Genomic DNA, 16003 nt, shown 5'->3' with positions numbered 1-16003 from the left:
TCATCGGTTCAACGGTGTTTATTAACATGTTTTAGCAAAAATATGTTACAATAACAGGTGAATTGTTGTTTTTATGGAGGATGCACCATGGCGACACCAAAAGGAACGATGCATGATTATACGATCTACAGCAATGAGCTCGAAGAAGAAATAACGCTGCTTGCTTATTTGCCAAGCACGTTTTCTCCGCTTCATAAGTATTCTCTTCTTATCGCACAGGATGGGAAAGATTATTTTATGTACGGGAAAATCAAAAGCGTTATCGAACAACTGATGGAAAGCGGCAAGATTGATCGCACCATTGTCATCGGAATCCCGTATCATGATGTTAAAGACCGCTACGAGAAATATCATCCAAGCGGAAAGAAAAACAGCCGTTATTTGCGTTTTTTAGCACATGAGCTCGTTCCGTTTTTAGATCAAACGTTTCCTACGTACCAAATCGGGAAAGGGCGCGCGCTCATCGGTGATTCCCTTGGCGGCACCGTCTCTCTGATGGCTGGATTGTTGTATCCGCATACATTTGGAAAAATTGCGATGCAGTCGCCATATATCGATGAAGGGATCATCGAAAAAATTTTGCATTTTCCGGAACCACCATTATTGCAAATTTATCACTCGGTAGGTACAAACGAAACAGCAGTAAAGACGACGGACGGAAACGTGCGTGATTTTATCACTCCGAATCGAAAGGCACGTGAAGCGTTTATCCAAAAAGGATTTTTGTATGAGTACAACGAATTTGACGGCGGTCATGCATGGACATATTGGCAGCCTGACGTTCCGCGCGCAATTGCGCATCTCCTTTCGTTGTAAACACTACCATACTTTTCGGAATTTTGTTATAATTAAGTACTACTTATCATAAGGAGGGGTTTTTATGAAATATGGTATTGCTTTATTTCCTTCGAAGCGAATACAGGATTTTGCCAATTCCTATAGAAAGCGTTATGATAGCCATTACGCCCTCATTCCGCCGCATTTAACCTTAAAAGAACCTTTTGAAGCTGACGACCAGCAAATTAAAGAAATGGTGAAAGAATTGCGCAAAATTGCGGCTGAAACAGATCTCATTCCGTTAAAAGTGACAAAATTTAGCTCGTTTTATCCAGCGAGCAATGTTATTTATTTAAAAGTGGAGCCGAACGAAACGCTGCAGCGCCTTTATGAACGGCTTCACAGCGGAATTTTTGCCGATAAACCAGAATACGTATTTGTTCCTCATATTACCATCGGCCGTGATTTGCCAAGTGCTGAATATGCTGATGTATACGGACAATTACAAATGCAAAAGGTTCATTTTGAGGAAACGGTTGACCGCTTCCACCTTCTCTATCAATTGGAAAACGGCTCATGGACAGTATACGAGACTTTTCTTGTTGGAGGAAAGGAACAGGAGTAACATGAACGTAGTGATTGGAAAAAAAAGCGATCCGTCATTATATAAGGATGCCTTGCTTGTTCGGCGAATCGTGTTTATTGAGGAGCAACGTGTTCCAGAAGAGGAAGAAATCGATGAATTTGAGCAGGAAGCTATGCATTTTGTTTTGTACGATGGAGAAAAACCGGTTGGTGCTGGCAGATTTCGCATGATCGATAACGGTCTCGGTAAGATCGAACGAATTTGTGTTTTGCCATCGTATCGCGGCCGCGGGGCAGGAAGACTGATTATGGAAACGATTGAGCAGTTTGCGAAAAAACAGGGTGTCCCAAAAGTAAAGCTGAATGCGCAAACACATGCAGAGCCATTTTATCAAAAACTTGGATATCAAACTGTTTCCGATGTGTTTATGGATGCTGGAATCCCCCATGTAACAATGGTAAAATCGCTTTAAGACCGTATCAAACGATGGTACGGTCCCTCACCTCATTTTCCCGGCAATCGATAAAGAATGGCTTCGTACGTTGGTCACTGTCTTCCCGTCTTGGACGAGCTTTGTTAAATAAGCGGTTATTGCCGTACGATATAGCAGCCAGGAGGAAATACAATTCCATTCGCTTCCCCAATAGATGCCCATTTCATGAATTTGCTCCGTACTTTTTAAGCTCGTTTCATGCATCTGCGCTTCGGCCATATAACCGTCATAACGTCTTTTTTTGTAATGACAAACATGTTGATTAGCGAGAATAATCATCGCTCAATCAACGCTATTTTGTCAATATAAACGGCCTCTCTGTCCAATAACTTCATCGGCATTTTCAGTGACGGCCATCATTTCTTGAAACAAATAAATGATAAATGGCAAAAGGGAGCTCCGATTTGGAAGGCTCCCTTTTGCCTATTTTTTGTTGTTCAGCATGTTGGCGATCGTGCTGAAGTCAAGCTGTTTTCCGTTTTGAATGATCGTTTTCACAATTTGGTCTTCCAATTCTTTCGGCACTTTCCGGTTCGCGATTTGTGCGACGCGCTGAATCACATGACGTACCGTTTTTTCATCTTTAAAGTTGGCATGTTGTAAGGAGTTTGCCAATTCCAATATGTCTTTTATGTTTACGCCTGTTTTCTTTTCAATATTTTTAAAAAACTGATTATCCATTTACCAACTCCTCCTTTTCCTCCTATATGGTATGAAATGAAAAAAAAGAAGTGCATACATGTGAAAGAAAAAGTACGAGCTGCCCGCCGAATAGAACAGCCCGTACCCGTTACATGACATTAGCCGATAATTGAAGTACCGACAATAATTAACAAAATGAACAATACAACAATCAACACAAAGCTACTGCCGCCGCCAAAGCCGTAGCCTCCGTAGCCGTAACCTCCGTAACCGTAACCTCCAAAACCGCAGCATCCAAAGCCCATAGTGGTGCACCTCCTTACGCTTTGTTACTTCATCCTATTCATCGTACTTGCAACCGGTATAGGCACATGTGGAAATATGTTACCCAAATATGCGGAATAACTTGGCAAATTCATTTTCTTTTTTGGCAAACCACTTGTTGATATAATCCAAATTTCCTTGCACATCCTTTAAAAATTGATTGTTTAACTTTTCGATTTCCTGGATTTGCTTATCGAAATTTTTTCCCCACTGTTCAAATAGCTGAATAAACTGCTCATGCCCTTCTTTTCGCGAATTGGCCCATGTTTCAAGCGCCTTTTCCAATTCTTTACTCACTCCTTCTCCCTCCTTCCTTACCATTTGTGTATGCAGCATATACATTGATGTGCCAAGGCGTTTCAATTCTTTCTTTCGGACAAAATATGATAAAGTATAAACGACATCATTTTGTTCGAGGAGGAAAGAGCATTGAAAGAAATACAAACGGCCGAGCAATTCCAACAAATTATCTCCAGCGATAAACCGGTGGTTGTCAAATTTTATACAACGTGGTGCCCAGACTGCATGAGATTGAATATGTTTATCGATGACATTGTGAAGGAATATTCGCAATACGATTGGTTTGAAATCAATCGCGACAATTTTCCAGAGCTTGCTGAAAAATATCAAGTTATGGGCATCCCAAGTTTACTCGTCTTCCGAAATGGAGAAAAAATGGCCCATCTCCATAGCGCCAATGCGAAAACACCGGAAGAAGTAAAAGCGTTTTTGCAGTCATTAACCGTATAAATTTCTACAAAAAGAAAAAGCCGCTTGTCGGATAAATATCCGCAGCGGCTTTTTCCATAAAAAGCTCTATTATAACGGTCGATGACCGCACCACCATACGAAATACTTCCTCATACTCCTGTTAATACTCAATCTCTTCATAATCTTTTGGCTGGTGCGTCACATTGTTCCCACTGTGCATAAATTCGATCGATATTTCTTCATCCGTCGTATTTGCTTTTTGCCCGCGGTCGCTTTTTTTCAATTCGATTGTAATTTCTTCATCGGTTGTTCGAGTTCGTTTTTGTTCCATCATGATGCCTCCTTTAGTTTCTTAAAAATGGCTCCACTTTTTGCAATAACGTTTGCATTTTTTCAGCATTTGTTTGATAGAGCTCTTTTGCTTCTTTTGACTCTGTCTGCAAAGCGAATAATTCAAAGTCCGCTTGCACTTTTTTGATCGCTGCCAGCAGCAGTTTTTTCTCTTGCGGCTCAGAAATTTGGATTTTGTCATCATACAAATCCAATGTCAGCTGTCCGTAAGAATCCACTTGCGCGAGAAATACGTTTTCGATGGCAACCCCTTGCTTGTCTAGCTGCTGCTTGAGCCAGCCGCGGCTCAGCCCCATCGTCGCCAGCGGCTCATCTAAAATCATGCCGTCCATAATGACCGTTTGCGGCTCTTTTTCCGATGGCGGGTTTGGAAATACATCGCCGACCGTTAGCGGCTGTTTTTCCCGTTTCAACAGTATGTTTAAATCGCCGTTTGGCTCCAAAACGGCAAATTCGACGTCGGCCACGCGAAATACATCTTTTTTGCGAAGTTGTTCAAGAAGTTCATCTACTGTATACTTTTCGCGCTTTAAATTTTCCTCTAATATTTTTCCATTTTTGATAAAAATAGTGGAATTCCCTTCCACAAAATTACGAAATTTTTTATTTCGTAGTGAAATGCGAGAAGTGAGCACGGGAAACAACGACCAAATCAAAATGCTGGTAATGCCTTCCTCCAAGCTAATACCTAAATCCATTGACAATGTTCCAGCGATATCACCGACAGTAATGCCGATGATATACTCAAAAAATGAAAGCTTAGATAATGGTTTTTTTCCCAGTATTCGCGTAATGATAAACAAGCCAATGATGATGGAAATCGAACGAATTGCTACTTCTAACCATACAGGCATCGATCATGCTCCTTACTTTCCATGATATTGTGGCTCCTCTCGCTCCATTTTGCCGATGCGATTTTTAATATCGGCAATGATTTCTTCCGTCATCATCATCGCTTCATGAAATGTTCGCTGCGCTTCTTCATCCTGCGAAACGAGGGCGAGTTCCTGCAATCCGGCATGAATGCTTTTTAAGCTTGCTAAACTTTGCTTTACTTGCGAAGCAACAGTCATCGTTCTCCCTCCTATCCTTTCGGGCGGAATAATAGCGCGCCGATAAAGCCGAAAACAATGGCTGCGGAAATGCCGGCGCTCGTCACTTCAAACATTCCCGTCAACACCCCGATAATCCCGTGCCTATCTGCTTCTTGCAGCGCCCCATGGACAAGGGAGTTTCCGAAACTGGTGATCGGGATCGTTGCGCCGGCGCCGGCAAAATCAATAAGCGGTTCGTACAAACCGAACCCATCCAAAATAGCGCCAGCGACCACCAATATGGTCAGCGTATGCGCAGGCGTTAATTTAAATACATCCATTAAAATTTGGCCAATGACACATATAAGCCCGCCAACAACAAACGCCCAAAAAAACGTCGCCAGCATCTTACGCTTCACCTCCATACTCAATTGCCACCGCGTGGGCAATGCACGGGATCGTTTCGTTTTGCTGGAACGACAGCGGCGATAACAGCGCGCCGGTGGCAACCGCGAGAATGCGTTTAAATTCCCCGCGTTTCATGCGATTTAATAAATGCCCGTATACAACCACCGCAGAACACCCCGCACCGCTTGCTCCCGCTAGCACGGGCTGTCCTTCGCGGTAAATAATCAAACCGCAGTCCTGATAACGTTCTTCTTCTATCTTCACTCCATGCTGGCGAAGCAAATCGAGCGACACGTTGCGACCAATTTTCCCTAAATCGCCTGTGACAATAAGATCGTAGTAAGAAGCATCGACTTGCATATCGCGCAAATGCGCCTCGATCGTATCCACTGCCGCCGGCGCCATGGCTCCTCCCATATTAAATGGGTCACTCAGACCCATGTCAACGACGCGGCCGATCGTTGCTGCGGTGATGCGCGGCCCGTCTCCTTTCGGGCTAACGAGCGCGACCCCTGCTCCTGTTACGGTCCATTGAGCTGTCGGCGGCTTTTGTCCCCCATATTCCGTCGGGTAGCGGAATTGCTTTTCCACCGCCGTGTTATGGCTTGCCGCTCCTGTCAGTATATAGTCTGCCCCGCCGTAATTCGTAATAAAAGCGCTTAATGCCAGTCCTTCCATCGAAGTAGAACAGGCGCCAAACACGCCGAGGTAGGGAGCACCAATCGTTCTTGCCGCAAAACTGGTTGGAGTCATCTGATTAATAAGATCTCCGGCGATCAAAAATTGCACTTTTTCTTTTTCTATTCCGGCCTTTTCCATCGCTTTAAACATCGCTTCTTCCAACAGTACTTTGTGGGCCTTTTCATAAGAATCTTCACCGAGCCATAAATCTTCATGCAGCAGGTCGAAATCGTCGGCGATGCGGCCGTTTGCCTCAAACGGTCCGCCGACCGTTGCCGTCGAGATGATGACCGGTTTGTTGTCAAATACCCATGTCCGATGCCCTTTTAACATTATAAACCACCCCACTGTGTGGCGATTGTTTTGACTAAGGCAACGACAAAAGCGGCAAACGTGCCGAATAAAATGACCGAACCGGCAAGTTTGAACATGTTGGAGCCGACCCCAAGCACAAATCCTTCTGTCCGGTGCTCAATCGCTGCTGAAATCACTGCATTCCCAAAACCGGTAACTGGAACGGCGCTGCCTGCCCCAGCAAATTGGGCAATGCGGTCATATACCCCAAATCCGGTTAAAATCATCGAAATAAATACCATCGTTGCTACCGTCGGGTTTCCCACCGTTTGTTCGGTAAAATCGAAAAAATACATATAAAAGTATGAAATCGCTTGTCCAACCATACAAATGAACCCGCCAACAAGAAAGGCGCGAAAGCAGTTTTTTACGACGGGACGTTTCGTTTCCCGCGCTTTTTCAAATAAATGGTATTCTTGTTGTACAGGAGTAAGTTTTTTTCGTTTTTCGTTTGCCATGGTGCCACCCCTTATGCGGAATCTTCGCTTAACCGCTTAATTTTTTGAATTTGCTTGTTCGTTTTTGTTTCATCCCATTTTTTATTTTCCAGATTATCCACTAACTCCTTTGTTTTCCAAAATATTTTCAGATCACTAGATGAAATAATTTGATAATCTGGAAATAAGCGTTTTAGATGATCGTGTATTTCTTTTTCAATTTGTTTGCGGTAAAAGCGATCCATGTGCTTGATTTGATAAGCAACGAGCAGTTTCTTCCTTGTATTGACCGCAACGGCATCTTTGATATCATCCCGTGAACGCACATATGCCACTGCCCGTTCTGCCGGCCGCTGATCTATACTGGCTCGTTTTGCTGTTCCATCTGTATTTGTGCGAATTAGATTCGTTCCTTGCATGGATTGTTGTTTTACTCCTTTTTCTTTGGCGCAGCCGCCCATCACCATGACGATGGCCAGCGCTATGAGCAACCACTTTCTCATGTTCATCAACCCATTCCTTTATGTATTTATTTTCAAAAAGGTTGGCCGGTGACCAACCTTTTCCCATCCATGACTCCAACACTTGCTCTTCTTACGTTATTGTTGTTTATATTGTGGCTCTTCGTTTTGAATTTCTTGCACGCGCGAGTTGACTAAATCAACGATCGCTTGTGTTTGTTGTGCTGCTTGTTGATAAAGTTGTTTTGCAGCTTGGTTTTCTGTCTGCAATGCGAATGTTTCAAAGCTTGCTTGTGCTGCTTTTAAACCTGCCAATGTTTGTTGTACTTGTGTTGCAACTGTCATGTTTGATTACCTCCCGATTTGTTCAAAAATGGTGATTACAATTGTTAGAATGGCTTTTTAGCGGGAAAATATAAATGTAACTTTTTACAAAAACAGGCTGTCCGTTGGATTGGACAGCCTGCGTTTTACCTATTTTCCTTTATTCACCTTGTCGGAGTAGCCGCGGCCAAGGGACGGATTGATAACCCCTGCTACGACAAGAATGCTTAAAAACGCTTTGTATAGCCGCTCATATTTCCCTAAATCGGTATCAACGCCAAGTGTTTGCAAAGCCAAGATGGCAAAAGAACCAATGGCAAGCCAGAACCCATAGTTTTTAAAGCGTTCCACTTACGCTTCTCCATCCGTTTTCACTAATGCTTAAATCCAGGAAAAAGGTCTTCTTTCCTCTTTACGATCATCATGTTCATGATCCTCACGCGGTGATTCTTCATGAACATCTTCGATTGCTTCTACATCGATGCGATGCGGAAACAACCATGGGTCGCGAATGCGGCCGCGCGGAACAATGACCACATCGTCAGCGTGAATAATTAACTTATCGACACGAATAACACGAAATTTTTTACGATCAGACACGCCTATTCCTCCTTCCTGTCGACTTGTTGCATTGTTAGACTATGCAACTGGGCCAATGGAGGTATAGGCGTTTTTCATAGTTCATCCATTATTTCTTTTTATCGTTCTGACGCAGCCACATCCTCCTGCCCGCTTCGCAGGCGTCATTTTAGGAGAAAGCACCCTTTTTGCCTTAATTTGTTTAGAAGATGGAATTGGTTTTTTCATCGCTATAACCTCCAAGCTGTGTAATGTATTATTAGTTTATGTGGTACAAACAGAATGCGTTTCTCTTTTTTCATCACGTTTTGCTTTTTCGGATATCATCAGCATTTGCCAAAAAACAGTTGCCAAAAATTCACGCAATGTAAAAGCAGAACCGACAGATCCACAAGCAGCAGTCACTATTCAATGATGTCGCAGCGCTTCTTGCTTTACTTGTATTCGTGGACAATTATAGCAAACAAAAAAGAGCGGGAATCGCTCTTTTTACGCATCCACTTTTTCCATCGCCCACTCGACTAGCGAGGCACCGCCGGCAATCGCCAAGATGATCAGCAGCGGTTGAAATAATACAGGGTAAAGCATATCTCCGATATAAAGAATAGCCGCACACCAAATTCCTGTGCACCAATAGCAACTTAACAGCTCGCCAATCCAATGACGCAATCCGCTTCCTTTAATATGCAAAAATGACTGTACCGTTCCGTCAGGCAATGTTTCTTCGGTGATTTCATGGAAAGGCTTTCGCAAAAAAGATGTAATCGCATCATACATCAACAATCTCGTTAGGCGAAACGTTCCTAAAATAAAAAGAAAAAGTTCAGTCGCCGTCACGCTGTTCTGCTTCCTCCTTCCCCGATAACCCAATTAACGTAACAGAAACAACCTCCTTTCTCGGAATGACAAATGTTCCCGAAACCGTATCGATGGTGATTTCCGTTCCATCATATTTGCGAATTATTCCTTCCTTTTCTCCACCCTTGCTAACAAGCTTGCATCTCATATGAGAGTGGGGTTCAGTCAGGCTTGCCAAAAACGATAATTGTTCCTCCAATGACATCTGTTGAAACTGCTTTTCCTGCTGCTGAGTCTGGTTTTCTTGCACAATTTCGTCGTTCTCCCATTCGCTTTGCTCGATGGTCGCTTTGCTTTTAAACGTCTGCTGCATATAAGCGATTGCACGCTCCAATTTAGGCTGCACAATATAAAGAAGCGGTTCGTTTTCCACTATGTCACGCCGTTTCATCGGTAGCCCCCTCCTTTTTCGACTGTTGCCTTATATATGTATGCGATTCATTTTGAGAATATTGCCAAGAAGTTGGGCAAAAAAATTGAGCTGCTCCATTATCTATCGGAACAGCTCAAACAGTCAAACAGTTAAAGATAGCGGCTGCCTGCAATCTTTTTATGTTAATATCCTAAAATATGATATCCAGAATCAACATGAATAATTTCGCCCGTAATGCCGCGCGACAGGTCGCTAAATAAGAACAGCGCCGTATCGCCAACTTCTTCTTGCGTCGTCGTGCGGCGAAGCGGGGCGCGTTCTTCGATTTGTTTTAAAATCGAATTAAAATCGCTGACCCCTTTTGCCGATAATGTACGAATCGGTCCGGCAGAAATAGCATTGACGCGGATGCCGTATTTTCCTAAATCGTTGGCTAAATATTTAACGCTTGCATCGAGCGCCGCTTTTGCAACTCCCATAATATTATAATTTTGGACGACGCGCTCGCCGCCAAGATATGTCAGCGTAACAATGCTTCCACCTTCCGTCATCAGCTCTTTTGCTTCTCTGGCAACCGCGGTTAATGAATAAGCGCTAATATTATGGGCAAGCAAAAAGCCTTCGCGGCTCACTTTCATATACTCTCCATTTAAGTCTTCTTTGTTTGCATAGGCAATACAATGGGCCACACCGTGAATGACACCGACTTGTTCCTTAATTTGCTTAAAGCATTGAACAATTTCCTCATCTTTTGTCACATCGCAAGGCAAGAGAAGGGAGCTTTCATCTTCAAGCGTATCGACAAGCGCGCGCACCTCTTTTTCAAAACGCTCTCCGGCATACGTAAAAACGAGACGCGCCCCCGCGGCATGCAAAGATCTTGCGATTCCCCAGGCGATGCTGCGTTTATTCGCCACTCCCATCACGACATATGTACGTCCCTTTAACGATAAATTCATTCGTCATCCTCCTATATCCATTACAATTAATATTTGTTATTAGTACCTAGTGTTAACTTTATTATATGATAAGTTACTAGGAAAGTAAATGAGACAAACCCCTTTGCAAAAATATCGTAATTCGTTAATATGATATATGGCACGTTTTTATCATGACGGAGAGGATCATCATATGGAACGAGATCGTTTATCACAGTCCAAGCTGGATTATAATTTGTTGTTTATTTTGTTTTTAATGGCTATCGTCAGCGCGATCGCAATTCATAGCGCAGAGGCTACATTACCGGAAAAATTGCAGCATGTCAATTTCGCCTATAAGCAATTGCAATGGTATGGAATTGGCGCCGTTGTGATCGCCTTAACGATGATTATCGACTATGACCGTTTTTTTCAAATCGCCTGGTATTTATATGGATTTGGCATGTTGCTGTTGCTTGGGTTAGAATTGAACGTCCCTGGCACTGTCACGATTAAGGGGGCGACAAGCTGGTATGCTCTTCCAGGCGGAAACTTTCAGCCGTCCGAGCTGATGAAAATTTTTATGATTATCGTCCTTGGCCGCGTTATCATCAATCATCGCGAGAAATATCCAGAGCCGACCGTGAAAGATGACTTTAGGCTGCTTGGCAAAATCGCCTTAACTGTTTTGCCGCCGCTCATCTTGCTGATGAAACAGCCGGACTTAGGAATGTCGATGGTGTTTGTCGCCATTACCGGTTCGCTTGTGCTCGTTTCCGGCATCCGCTGGCGCATTATTTTTGGCATCATCTTTTCCGGAATAGCGGCTGCGGCAATTCTTGTGTTTATTTTCTTTCAATTCCCTGATTTTTTCCACAAATATATTTTAGAGGATTACCAGCTAAACCGCTTCTACGGTTGGCTTGCCCCGTACGAATATTCGAATGAACAAGGATTCCAGCTTATTCGCTCCCTGCTTGCGATCGGATCAGGAGAATTGTATGGAAAAGGATTTGGCAATATTCAAGTATACCTCCCGGAAGCACATACCGACTTTATTTTCGGCATCATCGCCGAACAGTTCGGGTTTATCGGCGCCAGCGTCGTCATTTCGCTCTTTTTCCTGCTTGTTTACCGCATGGTTCATATTGCGTTAGAAAGCAACGACTTATATGGAAGCTACCTATGCGCCGGCGTTATCGGCATGATTACCTTCCAAGTCTTTCAAAACGTCGGCATGACGATCGGTCTTTTGCCAATCACCGGTCTGCCTCTTCCATTTATTAGTTACGGGGGAAGTTCGCTCGCCACTTACATGCTGGCAATTGGTCTTGTGCTCAATGTTCATTCGCGCACGAAAAAATTTATGTTTTCCACTGAAGAGTAAAAAGCCGCATGATCAGCGGCTTTTTATTTTATACTAGTCATATGAGAAAGGAGAACAACCTCATGCAAATCGATATTATTGGCGATGTTCATGGATGTTACAACGAGTTTGTCAAGCTTACGGAACAGCTTGGCTATCAATGGAACAGCGGCATTCCCATTCATCCCGATGGACGAAAGCTCGGCTTTGTCGGAGATTTAACCGACCGCGGTCCGCAATCATTGCAAACGATCGAAACCGTCTATTCTCTTGTCAGGGAAAATCTGGCATATTACGTTCCCGGCAATCACTGCAATAAACTATACCGCTTTTTTTTAGGAAGAAACGTGCAAATTGCACACGGTCTTGAAACAACGGTAGCGGAGTATCGCTCGTTGCCGCCGAGCGAGCAGGTGATGATTCGCAAAAAATTTATGAAGCTGTATGAAACGGCGCCGCTGTATGCCCAGCTCGACAACGGTCGCCTGATTATCGCCCATGCCGGAATCCGCCAAGACTACATTGGGCGAACCGACAAAAAAGTGCAAACGTTCGTGCTTTATGGCGATATTACGGGGGAAACGAATCCGGATGGAACGCCCGTGAGACGAGACTGGGCAAAACATTACAAAGGAGAAGCATGGATTGTATACGGCCATACTCCCGTCAAACAGCCTAGAATCATCAATCATACGATCAACATCGACACCGGCTGCGTATTTGGCGGCGCTCTGACTGCTTTTCGCTATCCGGAAATGGAAACGGTCTCGGTTCCATCTTCTTTACCATATGTTCCGGAAAAATTCAGAACGTTTGATTAGCACCATCCCTGCCCCTATTATCGGATCCGCTCGATCAGCCGCTTCATATCATCAGGAAGCGGACAGGAAAACGTATATTGCTGTTGCTTCAACGGATGAAAAAACGAAAGCTCTTTGCTGTGCAGCGCCTGGCGGCTAATCGCTTCCCGGCTTCCGCCATACAATTCATCCCCAACGAGCGGATGCCCAATATGGGCCAAATGAACGCGAATTTGGTGAGTGCGGCCTGTCTCTAACCGCAGTGATAAGTGTGTATAGTCATGAAACCGTTGCAACACGCGAAAGTGAGTAACGGCTCGCTGGCCGTCTTCGCGAACCTCTCGCGCAATAATGCTGTCGTTTTTGCGGGCGATGGGCGCATCAATGGTCCCTTCGTCCTTGCCGACACGTCCGTGACAAATCGCTTCATAACGCCTCGTTACTTTGCCTTGTTTTTGCAAAGTGGACAAAAGATGATGAAGATGACGGTGCTTGGCGACCAGCACAAGCCCGGAAGTGTCACGGTCGAGCCTCGTGACAACGTGAATCGTTGACGCTAGCTGCTGCTTTTGATAATGATAAAGCAAGGCGTTCGCCAGGGTCCCTCCAGGGTGCTGGCGCGATGGAATCGTCGCCATCCATGGCGGCTTGTTGATCACCAATACATACTCATCCTCATATACGATATCCAACGGAATCGCCTCCGGTGCCATTCCTTCGCTTGGAAGCTCCGGAGGAAATACGACCCGCAGCCTCTCCCCTTCGCCAAGGCGGTGGCGGACCGTCACCGGCTGATCATTGACATAAATAGCTCCGCCATGAAATTTAATATCGGTCAACGCCGTTTTCGAAATGCCATTTTCTTTTAAAAACTCGCGAATAAGCTTGCCTTCCTCTTGTTTCGTAATAACCCAAGTGAGCGTAAACTGCGACAACACTGTCTACCTGCCTTTATGTGTTTATTTGTCAATCGGCAATAAAGGAATCGCGCACCCGCTTCCAAAACGGAAACGGCCGGAAACGGGCAAACCGGATTTTTTCGTCTGCGACGCGGCATTGAATCGATTTCACATCTTTATGCAAAAGCGATAGATGGTCAATCGTAATTTGAAAATCGACATCGTTTACCGGCTTTAACATACATGTATGATGGGCAGGGAGAACAAGCGGCGACCCGATCGTTCGGAATACCCGGTTGTTAATCGACGCCATCTCGGTAACTTGAATTGCTTCAAGCGACGGATGCAAAATCGCGCCGCCCAATGCCTTGTTATAGGCCGTGCTTCCCGTTGGCGTAGAGATGCATAACCCGTCGCCGCGAAACGTTTCAAATAGATCGCCGCGGATTTCTACATCAATGACAAGCGTACCGCTGACGCTCTTTACCGTGCATTCATTTAAGGCAAGATATTTTGCCTCCCGTCCCCCGTTTATGTAGCGGATAATTACTTCCAGCAATGGGTATTCGACAACCTGATACGGTGTTTTCGCAATAGCGATGACAAGCTTTTCAATTTCCTCCGGCACCCAGTCGGCGTAAAAGCCTAAATGTCCGGTATGTACGCCAACAAATGCCGTTTTATCCAAGCGACGGCAATAGCGATGGAACGCATACAATAGTGTCCCGTCACCGCCCACGGAAATGACAAGATCGGGAGTATCCTCATCGTACTGTAAATCAAAATCCAATAGATACGTTTTGATTTTTTGCGTCAGCGTGTTGGATGTTTCATCCCCTTTGGAGGTGATTGCAAATTTCAGCGGCGCTTGTGTTCCTCTCATAATTGTTCCCCTTTTGTTTCCTGTTTTCGTGAAAAAGCGGCTTGCGCTTCTTGAATTTCAAAACGAATTTTCGACATTTCTTCATCTAAACGATAGGCTGCTTCAGCGGCGCGCTGCAGTCTTGCTTTAATATCTTCAGGAAAACGGCCGCTATATTTATAATTTAACGAATGCTCAATCGTCGCCCAAAAGTTCATGGCAAGAGTGCGGATTTGAATTTCAGCTAAAATTTTCTTCTCTCCATGTATCGTCTGCACTGGATAGCGGATGACGACATGATAGGAACGATAGCCGCTTTCCTTCTTCTGTGTAACGTAATCCCGCTCCTCAACGATTTCAAAGTCGTTTCGTTTCCGCAGCAGCTCTACTACTGTCTTAATGTCATCGACAAATTGGCACATCATCCGCAGCCCGGCAATATCTTGCATTTGTTCTTCCAGTTTATCAAGCGGAATGTTTTTCTTTTGCGCCTTATCCAAAATGCTGGCGACTGGCTTCACTCTTCCAGTGACAAATTCGATCGGCGAATGCACCCCCAACATTTCAAACTGGGCGCGCATCCCTTTGAGCTTTACCTTTAGCTCTTCAACTGCCTGCTTATACGGTGCCAAAAATAAATCCCAATGTTTGACCATCGTACCACCTGCCAATGTTATGTAAGAAAAATTTCTTTTACGGCCTGCTCCATTTGTTCGCCATAATTGGCATTGCCGTCAATATTTTCGATCAAATAAGTTAACTCTTCCTTAAAGCTTGTTAATTCAAGCTCCAGCTCTCCGCTTTTTAGTACAACGGCAGCCTCTTCTGCCAATGCTTGTTTCACATCGTTCCAAAACTCATATGGAATCGCGACGTAAATAAAATCTTCGTCCGTTTCCAATATATAAATAAACGAAAGATGGTCGGAATCCACAAGCATATGACCTTTTGGCCTCGCTTCTTCAAGCGAAAATGGAGGATGATCATTAATGAGATATAATCGTCTGTCTTTTCTTTCCACTTTTTCGATCACTAATTTTTTGCGCATGCCAAATCTCCTTCCACATCAACAATCCTCTTTTATTTTACCATAATCACCCTATGCGCAATAAATAATTGATATTCAATGATAAACATCCGATAATAAAACTGAAACGGATGGATAGAGGAGAGAAACGATGCGTCAAGAAATCGAAATCGAATTTAAAAATTTACTGACAAAAATGGAATTCACACAAATCCGTGAAGTGTTTCACATTAATGACCACGCTTTTGAACGTCAAGAAAATCATTATTTGGATACACCGCAATTCGCATTAAAGGAAAAACAGGCAGCCTTGCGCATCCGTGTCAAAAACGGCATTTACACATTAACATTAAAGCAGACGAAGGCAGAAGGAGTGCTGCTCGAGACACATCAGCGCCTTACAAAAGAGGAGGCGGGCGCCCTTTTAAACGGCACGGCCGTTGTTCAAGGGAAGGTAGCGGCCATTCTTCAGGAAATCGGCGTGCCGCCCGCAGCGCTCCATCATTTTGGCACGTTAACGACCGATCGCGCTCAATGGACGTACAAAGGTGGAACGCTGTTTCTTGACCGTAATTATTACCTAGGTACAGAGGATTACGAGTTGGAATACGAAACGGAAGATGTAGAAAACGGAAAACAGCAATTTTTACAGTTGCTTTGTTCGCTGCATATTCCGATCCGGCCAGCGCCAAATAAAATTCAGCGCTTCTATGCAAAAAAATATCAAATGGAGGAGTAG

Annotated in this window: 29 protein-coding genes; 7 read left to right on the top strand and 22 right to left on the bottom strand. The window is 44.2% G+C overall.

Annotated elements, in window-relative coordinates; genetic code table 11:
• The first annotated feature begins 87 nt into the window (after positions 1-87).
• The 3 genes from GCA01S_RS15210 (at position 88) to GCA01S_RS15200 (ending at position 1835) form a co-directional block, all read left to right on the top strand.
• Positions 88-816: an alpha/beta hydrolase gene (locus GCA01S_RS15210; RefSeq protein WP_017436276.1), complete on the top strand. Its 729-nt coding sequence runs from the start codon at positions 88-90 to the stop codon at positions 814-816.
• Between the two features lie 64 nt (positions 817-880).
• Positions 881-1402: a YjcG family protein gene (locus GCA01S_RS15205; protein ID WP_042411099.1), complete on the top strand. Its 522-nt coding sequence runs from the start codon at positions 881-883 to the stop codon at positions 1400-1402.
• Between the two features lies 1 nt (position 1403).
• Positions 1404-1835: a GNAT family N-acetyltransferase gene (locus GCA01S_RS15200; protein ID WP_042411098.1), complete on the top strand. Its 432-nt coding sequence runs from the start codon at positions 1404-1406 to the stop codon at positions 1833-1835.
• 27 nt (positions 1836-1862) lie between these two features.
• Here the strand turns inward: GCA01S_RS15200 and GCA01S_RS15195 are convergent, their stop codons facing one another.
• The 4 genes from GCA01S_RS15195 to GCA01S_RS15185 form a co-directional block, all read right to left on the bottom strand.
• Positions 1863-2135 carry a hypothetical protein gene (locus GCA01S_RS15195; RefSeq protein ID WP_017436279.1) on the bottom strand — a complete coding sequence of 91 codons (273 nt, stop codon included), beginning with the start codon at positions 2133-2135 and terminating at the stop codon, positions 1863-1865.
• A gap of 144 nt (positions 2136-2279) precedes the next feature.
• Positions 2280-2537 (bottom strand): stage VI sporulation protein F, encoded by a 258-nt coding sequence (locus GCA01S_RS15190; RefSeq protein ID WP_017436281.1) that lies wholly within the window; start codon positions 2535-2537, stop codon positions 2280-2282.
• A 119-nt stretch (positions 2538-2656) separates the two neighbouring features.
• A complete protein-coding gene (gene yjcZ, locus GCA01S_RS19525; protein ID WP_017436282.1) occupies positions 2657-2803 on the bottom strand; it encodes a sporulation protein YjcZ in 147 nt (48 codons plus the stop codon).
• Positions 2804-2882: 79 nt separating this feature from the next.
• A complete protein-coding gene (locus tag GCA01S_RS15185) occupies positions 2883-3119 on the bottom strand; it encodes a hypothetical protein (protein ID WP_017436283.1) in 237 nt (78 codons plus the stop codon).
• A gap of 132 nt (positions 3120-3251) precedes the next feature.
• Between GCA01S_RS15185 and GCA01S_RS15180 the strand changes: the two genes are divergently transcribed.
• Complete coding sequence (locus tag GCA01S_RS15180) at positions 3252-3572, top strand: thioredoxin family protein (protein WP_042411097.1); 321 nt, start codon at positions 3252-3254, stop codon at positions 3570-3572.
• Between the two features lie 121 nt (positions 3573-3693).
• On the opposite strand, the gene GCA01S_RS20210 is transcribed toward GCA01S_RS15180, so the two are convergent.
• From GCA01S_RS20210 to fabI, 14 genes are all read right to left on the bottom strand, one after another.
• Positions 3694-3864, bottom strand: a complete 171-nt coding sequence (locus GCA01S_RS20210) for a hypothetical protein (protein ID WP_183363849.1) — start codon at positions 3862-3864, stop codon at positions 3694-3696.
• A gap of 13 nt (positions 3865-3877) precedes the next feature.
• Positions 3878-4738 (bottom strand): DUF421 domain-containing protein, encoded by an 861-nt coding sequence (locus tag GCA01S_RS15175; RefSeq protein WP_017436286.1) that lies wholly within the window; start codon positions 4736-4738, stop codon positions 3878-3880.
• A 12-nt stretch (positions 4739-4750) separates the two neighbouring features.
• Entirely contained in the window at positions 4751-4957 is a 207-nt protein-coding gene (locus GCA01S_RS15170) for a DUF1657 domain-containing protein (protein WP_017436287.1), read from the bottom strand.
• An 11-nt stretch (positions 4958-4968) separates the two neighbouring features.
• Positions 4969-5325: a stage V sporulation protein AE gene (spoVAE, locus tag GCA01S_RS15165; RefSeq protein ID WP_017436288.1), complete on the bottom strand. Its 357-nt coding sequence runs from the start codon at positions 5323-5325 to the stop codon at positions 4969-4971.
• Position 5326: 1 nt separating this feature from the next.
• Positions 5327-6340: a stage V sporulation protein AD gene (spoVAD, locus tag GCA01S_RS15160; RefSeq protein WP_017436289.1), complete on the bottom strand. Its 1014-nt coding sequence runs from the start codon at positions 6338-6340 to the stop codon at positions 5327-5329.
• Complete coding sequence (gene spoVAC, locus GCA01S_RS15155; protein ID WP_017436290.1) at positions 6340-6819, bottom strand: stage V sporulation protein AC; 480 nt, start codon at positions 6817-6819, stop codon at positions 6340-6342. Before spoVAC ends, spoVAD begins: the two co-directional genes overlap by 1 nt.
• 11 nt (positions 6820-6830) lie before the next feature.
• Positions 6831-7307 (bottom strand): YhcN/YlaJ family sporulation lipoprotein, encoded by a 477-nt coding sequence (locus tag GCA01S_RS15150; RefSeq protein ID WP_042411095.1) that lies wholly within the window; start codon positions 7305-7307, stop codon positions 6831-6833.
• A gap of 90 nt (positions 7308-7397) precedes the next feature.
• Entirely contained in the window at positions 7398-7604 is a 207-nt protein-coding gene (locus GCA01S_RS15145; RefSeq protein ID WP_042411093.1) for a DUF1657 domain-containing protein, read from the bottom strand.
• Positions 7605-7733: 129 nt separating this feature from the next.
• Positions 7734-7934 carry a holin gene (locus tag GCA01S_RS15140; protein WP_042411091.1) on the bottom strand — a complete coding sequence of 67 codons (201 nt, stop codon included), beginning with the start codon at positions 7932-7934 and terminating at the stop codon, positions 7734-7736.
• Positions 7935-7964: 30 nt separating this feature from the next.
• Positions 7965-8183: a hypothetical protein gene (locus GCA01S_RS15135; RefSeq protein WP_174407504.1), complete on the bottom strand. Its 219-nt coding sequence runs from the start codon at positions 8181-8183 to the stop codon at positions 7965-7967.
• Between the two features lie 81 nt (positions 8184-8264).
• Positions 8265-8390 (bottom strand): hypothetical protein, encoded by a 126-nt coding sequence (locus tag GCA01S_RS21055; RefSeq protein WP_255212293.1) that lies wholly within the window; start codon positions 8388-8390, stop codon positions 8265-8267.
• A 261-nt stretch (positions 8391-8651) separates the two neighbouring features.
• The gene (locus GCA01S_RS15130; RefSeq protein ID WP_042411087.1) at positions 8652-8999 is read right to left on the bottom strand and encodes a DUF1360 domain-containing protein; all 348 of its coding nucleotides are present in this window, start codon (positions 8997-8999) and stop codon (positions 8652-8654) included.
• A complete protein-coding gene (locus GCA01S_RS15125; RefSeq protein ID WP_017436295.1) occupies positions 8986-9411 on the bottom strand; it encodes a hypothetical protein in 426 nt (141 codons plus the stop codon). The genes GCA01S_RS15130 and GCA01S_RS15125 overlap by 14 nt, the downstream gene beginning before the upstream one ends.
• A gap of 164 nt (positions 9412-9575) precedes the next feature.
• A complete protein-coding gene (fabI, locus tag GCA01S_RS15120) occupies positions 9576-10352 on the bottom strand; it encodes an enoyl-ACP reductase FabI (protein ID WP_017436296.1) in 777 nt (258 codons plus the stop codon).
• A gap of 172 nt (positions 10353-10524) precedes the next feature.
• On the opposite strand from fabI, the gene GCA01S_RS15115 reads away from it, so the two are divergent.
• Together GCA01S_RS15115 and prpE are read left to right on the top strand one after the other, a co-directional pair.
• The gene (locus GCA01S_RS15115; RefSeq protein ID WP_017436297.1) at positions 10525-11697 is read left to right on the top strand and encodes an FtsW/RodA/SpoVE family cell cycle protein; all 1173 of its coding nucleotides are present in this window, start codon (positions 10525-10527) and stop codon (positions 11695-11697) included.
• Between the two features lie 62 nt (positions 11698-11759).
• Entirely contained in the window at positions 11760-12497 is a 738-nt protein-coding gene (prpE, locus tag GCA01S_RS15110) for a bis(5'-nucleosyl)-tetraphosphatase PrpE (RefSeq protein ID WP_017436298.1), read from the top strand.
• A gap of 17 nt (positions 12498-12514) precedes the next feature.
• Here the strand turns inward: prpE and GCA01S_RS15105 are convergent, their stop codons facing one another.
• From GCA01S_RS15105 to GCA01S_RS15090, 4 genes are read right to left on the bottom strand one after another with little or no spacing between them, the layout of a single operon-like run.
• Positions 12515-13411, bottom strand: coding sequence for an RluA family pseudouridine synthase (locus tag GCA01S_RS15105; RefSeq protein WP_017436299.1), 897 nt, complete (start codon positions 13409-13411; stop codon positions 12515-12517).
• A 31-nt stretch (positions 13412-13442) separates the two neighbouring features.
• Positions 13443-14258 carry an NAD kinase gene (locus GCA01S_RS15100; protein ID WP_017436300.1) on the bottom strand — a complete coding sequence of 272 codons (816 nt, stop codon included), beginning with the start codon at positions 14256-14258 and terminating at the stop codon, positions 13443-13445.
• On the bottom strand, positions 14255-14893 hold the full coding sequence (locus GCA01S_RS15095; protein ID WP_017436301.1) for a GTP pyrophosphokinase: 639 nt from the start codon (positions 14891-14893) through the stop codon (positions 14255-14257). Before GCA01S_RS15095 ends, GCA01S_RS15100 begins: the two co-directional genes overlap by 4 nt.
• A 17-nt stretch (positions 14894-14910) precedes the next feature.
• Positions 14911-15285, bottom strand: a complete 375-nt coding sequence (locus GCA01S_RS15090) for a UPF0738 family protein (protein ID WP_017436302.1) — start codon at positions 15283-15285, stop codon at positions 14911-14913.
• A 130-nt stretch (positions 15286-15415) separates the two neighbouring features.
• Between GCA01S_RS15090 and GCA01S_RS15085 the strand changes: the two genes are divergently transcribed.
• On the top strand, positions 15416-16003 hold the full coding sequence (locus tag GCA01S_RS15085) for a CYTH domain-containing protein (RefSeq protein WP_042411085.1): 588 nt from the start codon (positions 15416-15418) through the stop codon (positions 16001-16003).

The sequence above is a fragment of the Parageobacillus caldoxylosilyticus NBRC 107762 genome, from assembly GCF_000632715.1.
Taxonomy (GTDB): Bacteria; Bacillota; Bacilli; order Bacillales; family Anoxybacillaceae; genus Saccharococcus; species Saccharococcus caldoxylosilyticus.
This window is presented reverse-complemented; position numbering and strand designations above follow the sequence as displayed.

What these genes read in the sequence shown, in the direction of transcription:
- GCA01S_RS15210 (WP_017436276.1), top strand. Translation starts at nt 88, where the DNA reads ATGGCGACACCAAAAGGAACGATGCATGATTATACGATCTACAGCAAT.
- GCA01S_RS15205 (WP_042411099.1), top strand. Translation starts at nt 881, where the DNA reads ATGAAATATGGTATTGCTTTATTTCCTTCGAAGCGAATACAGGATTTT.
- GCA01S_RS15200 (WP_042411098.1), top strand. Translation starts at nt 1,404, where the DNA reads ATGAACGTAGTGATTGGAAAAAAAAGCGATCCGTCATTATATAAGGAT.
- GCA01S_RS15195 (WP_017436279.1), bottom strand. Translation starts at nt 2,135, where the DNA reads ATGATTATTCTCGCTAATCAACATGTTTGTCATTACAAAAAAAGACGT.
- GCA01S_RS15190 (WP_017436281.1), bottom strand. Translation starts at nt 2,537, where the DNA reads ATGGATAATCAGTTTTTTAAAAATATTGAAAAGAAAACAGGCGTAAAC.
- yjcZ (WP_017436282.1), bottom strand. Translation starts at nt 2,803, where the DNA reads ATGGGCTTTGGATGCTGCGGTTTTGGAGGTTACGGTTACGGAGGTTAC.
- GCA01S_RS20210 (WP_183363849.1), bottom strand. Translation starts at nt 3,864, where the DNA reads ATGGAACAAAAACGAACTCGAACAACCGATGAAGAAATTACAATCGAA.
- GCA01S_RS15175 (WP_017436286.1), bottom strand. Translation starts at nt 4,738, where the DNA reads ATGCCTGTATGGTTAGAAGTAGCAATTCGTTCGATTTCCATCATCATT.
- GCA01S_RS15170 (WP_017436287.1), bottom strand. Translation starts at nt 4,957, where the DNA reads ATGACTGTTGCTTCGCAAGTAAAGCAAAGTTTAGCAAGCTTAAAAAGC.
- spoVAE (WP_017436288.1), bottom strand. Translation starts at nt 5,325, where the DNA reads ATGCTGGCGACGTTTTTTTGGGCGTTTGTTGTTGGCGGGCTTATATGT.
- spoVAD (WP_017436289.1), bottom strand. Translation starts at nt 6,340, where the DNA reads ATGTTAAAAGGGCATCGGACATGGGTATTTGACAACAAACCGGTCATC.
- spoVAC (WP_017436290.1), bottom strand. Translation starts at nt 6,819, where the DNA reads ATGGCAAACGAAAAACGAAAAAAACTTACTCCTGTACAACAAGAATAC.
- GCA01S_RS15150 (WP_042411095.1), bottom strand. Translation starts at nt 7,307, where the DNA reads ATGAACATGAGAAAGTGGTTGCTCATAGCGCTGGCCATCGTCATGGTG.
- GCA01S_RS15145 (WP_042411093.1), bottom strand. Translation starts at nt 7,604, where the DNA reads ATGACAGTTGCAACACAAGTACAACAAACATTGGCAGGTTTAAAAGCA.
- GCA01S_RS21055 (WP_255212293.1), bottom strand. Translation starts at nt 8,390, where the DNA reads ATGAAAAAACCAATTCCATCTTCTAAACAAATTAAGGCAAAAAGGGTG.
- GCA01S_RS15125 (WP_017436295.1), bottom strand. Translation starts at nt 9,411, where the DNA reads ATGAAACGGCGTGACATAGTGGAAAACGAACCGCTTCTTTATATTGTG.
- fabI (WP_017436296.1), bottom strand. Translation starts at nt 10,352, where the DNA reads ATGAATTTATCGTTAAAGGGACGTACATATGTCGTGATGGGAGTGGCG.
- GCA01S_RS15115 (WP_017436297.1), top strand. Translation starts at nt 10,525, where the DNA reads ATGGAACGAGATCGTTTATCACAGTCCAAGCTGGATTATAATTTGTTG.
- prpE (WP_017436298.1), top strand. Translation starts at nt 11,760, where the DNA reads ATGCAAATCGATATTATTGGCGATGTTCATGGATGTTACAACGAGTTT.
- GCA01S_RS15100 (WP_017436300.1), bottom strand. Translation starts at nt 14,258, where the DNA reads ATGAGAGGAACACAAGCGCCGCTGAAATTTGCAATCACCTCCAAAGGG.
- GCA01S_RS15095 (WP_017436301.1), bottom strand. Translation starts at nt 14,893, where the DNA reads ATGGTCAAACATTGGGATTTATTTTTGGCACCGTATAAGCAGGCAGTT.
- GCA01S_RS15090 (WP_017436302.1), bottom strand. Translation starts at nt 15,285, where the DNA reads ATGCGCAAAAAATTAGTGATCGAAAAAGTGGAAAGAAAAGACAGACGA.
- GCA01S_RS15085 (WP_042411085.1), top strand. Translation starts at nt 15,416, where the DNA reads ATGCGTCAAGAAATCGAAATCGAATTTAAAAATTTACTGACAAAAATG.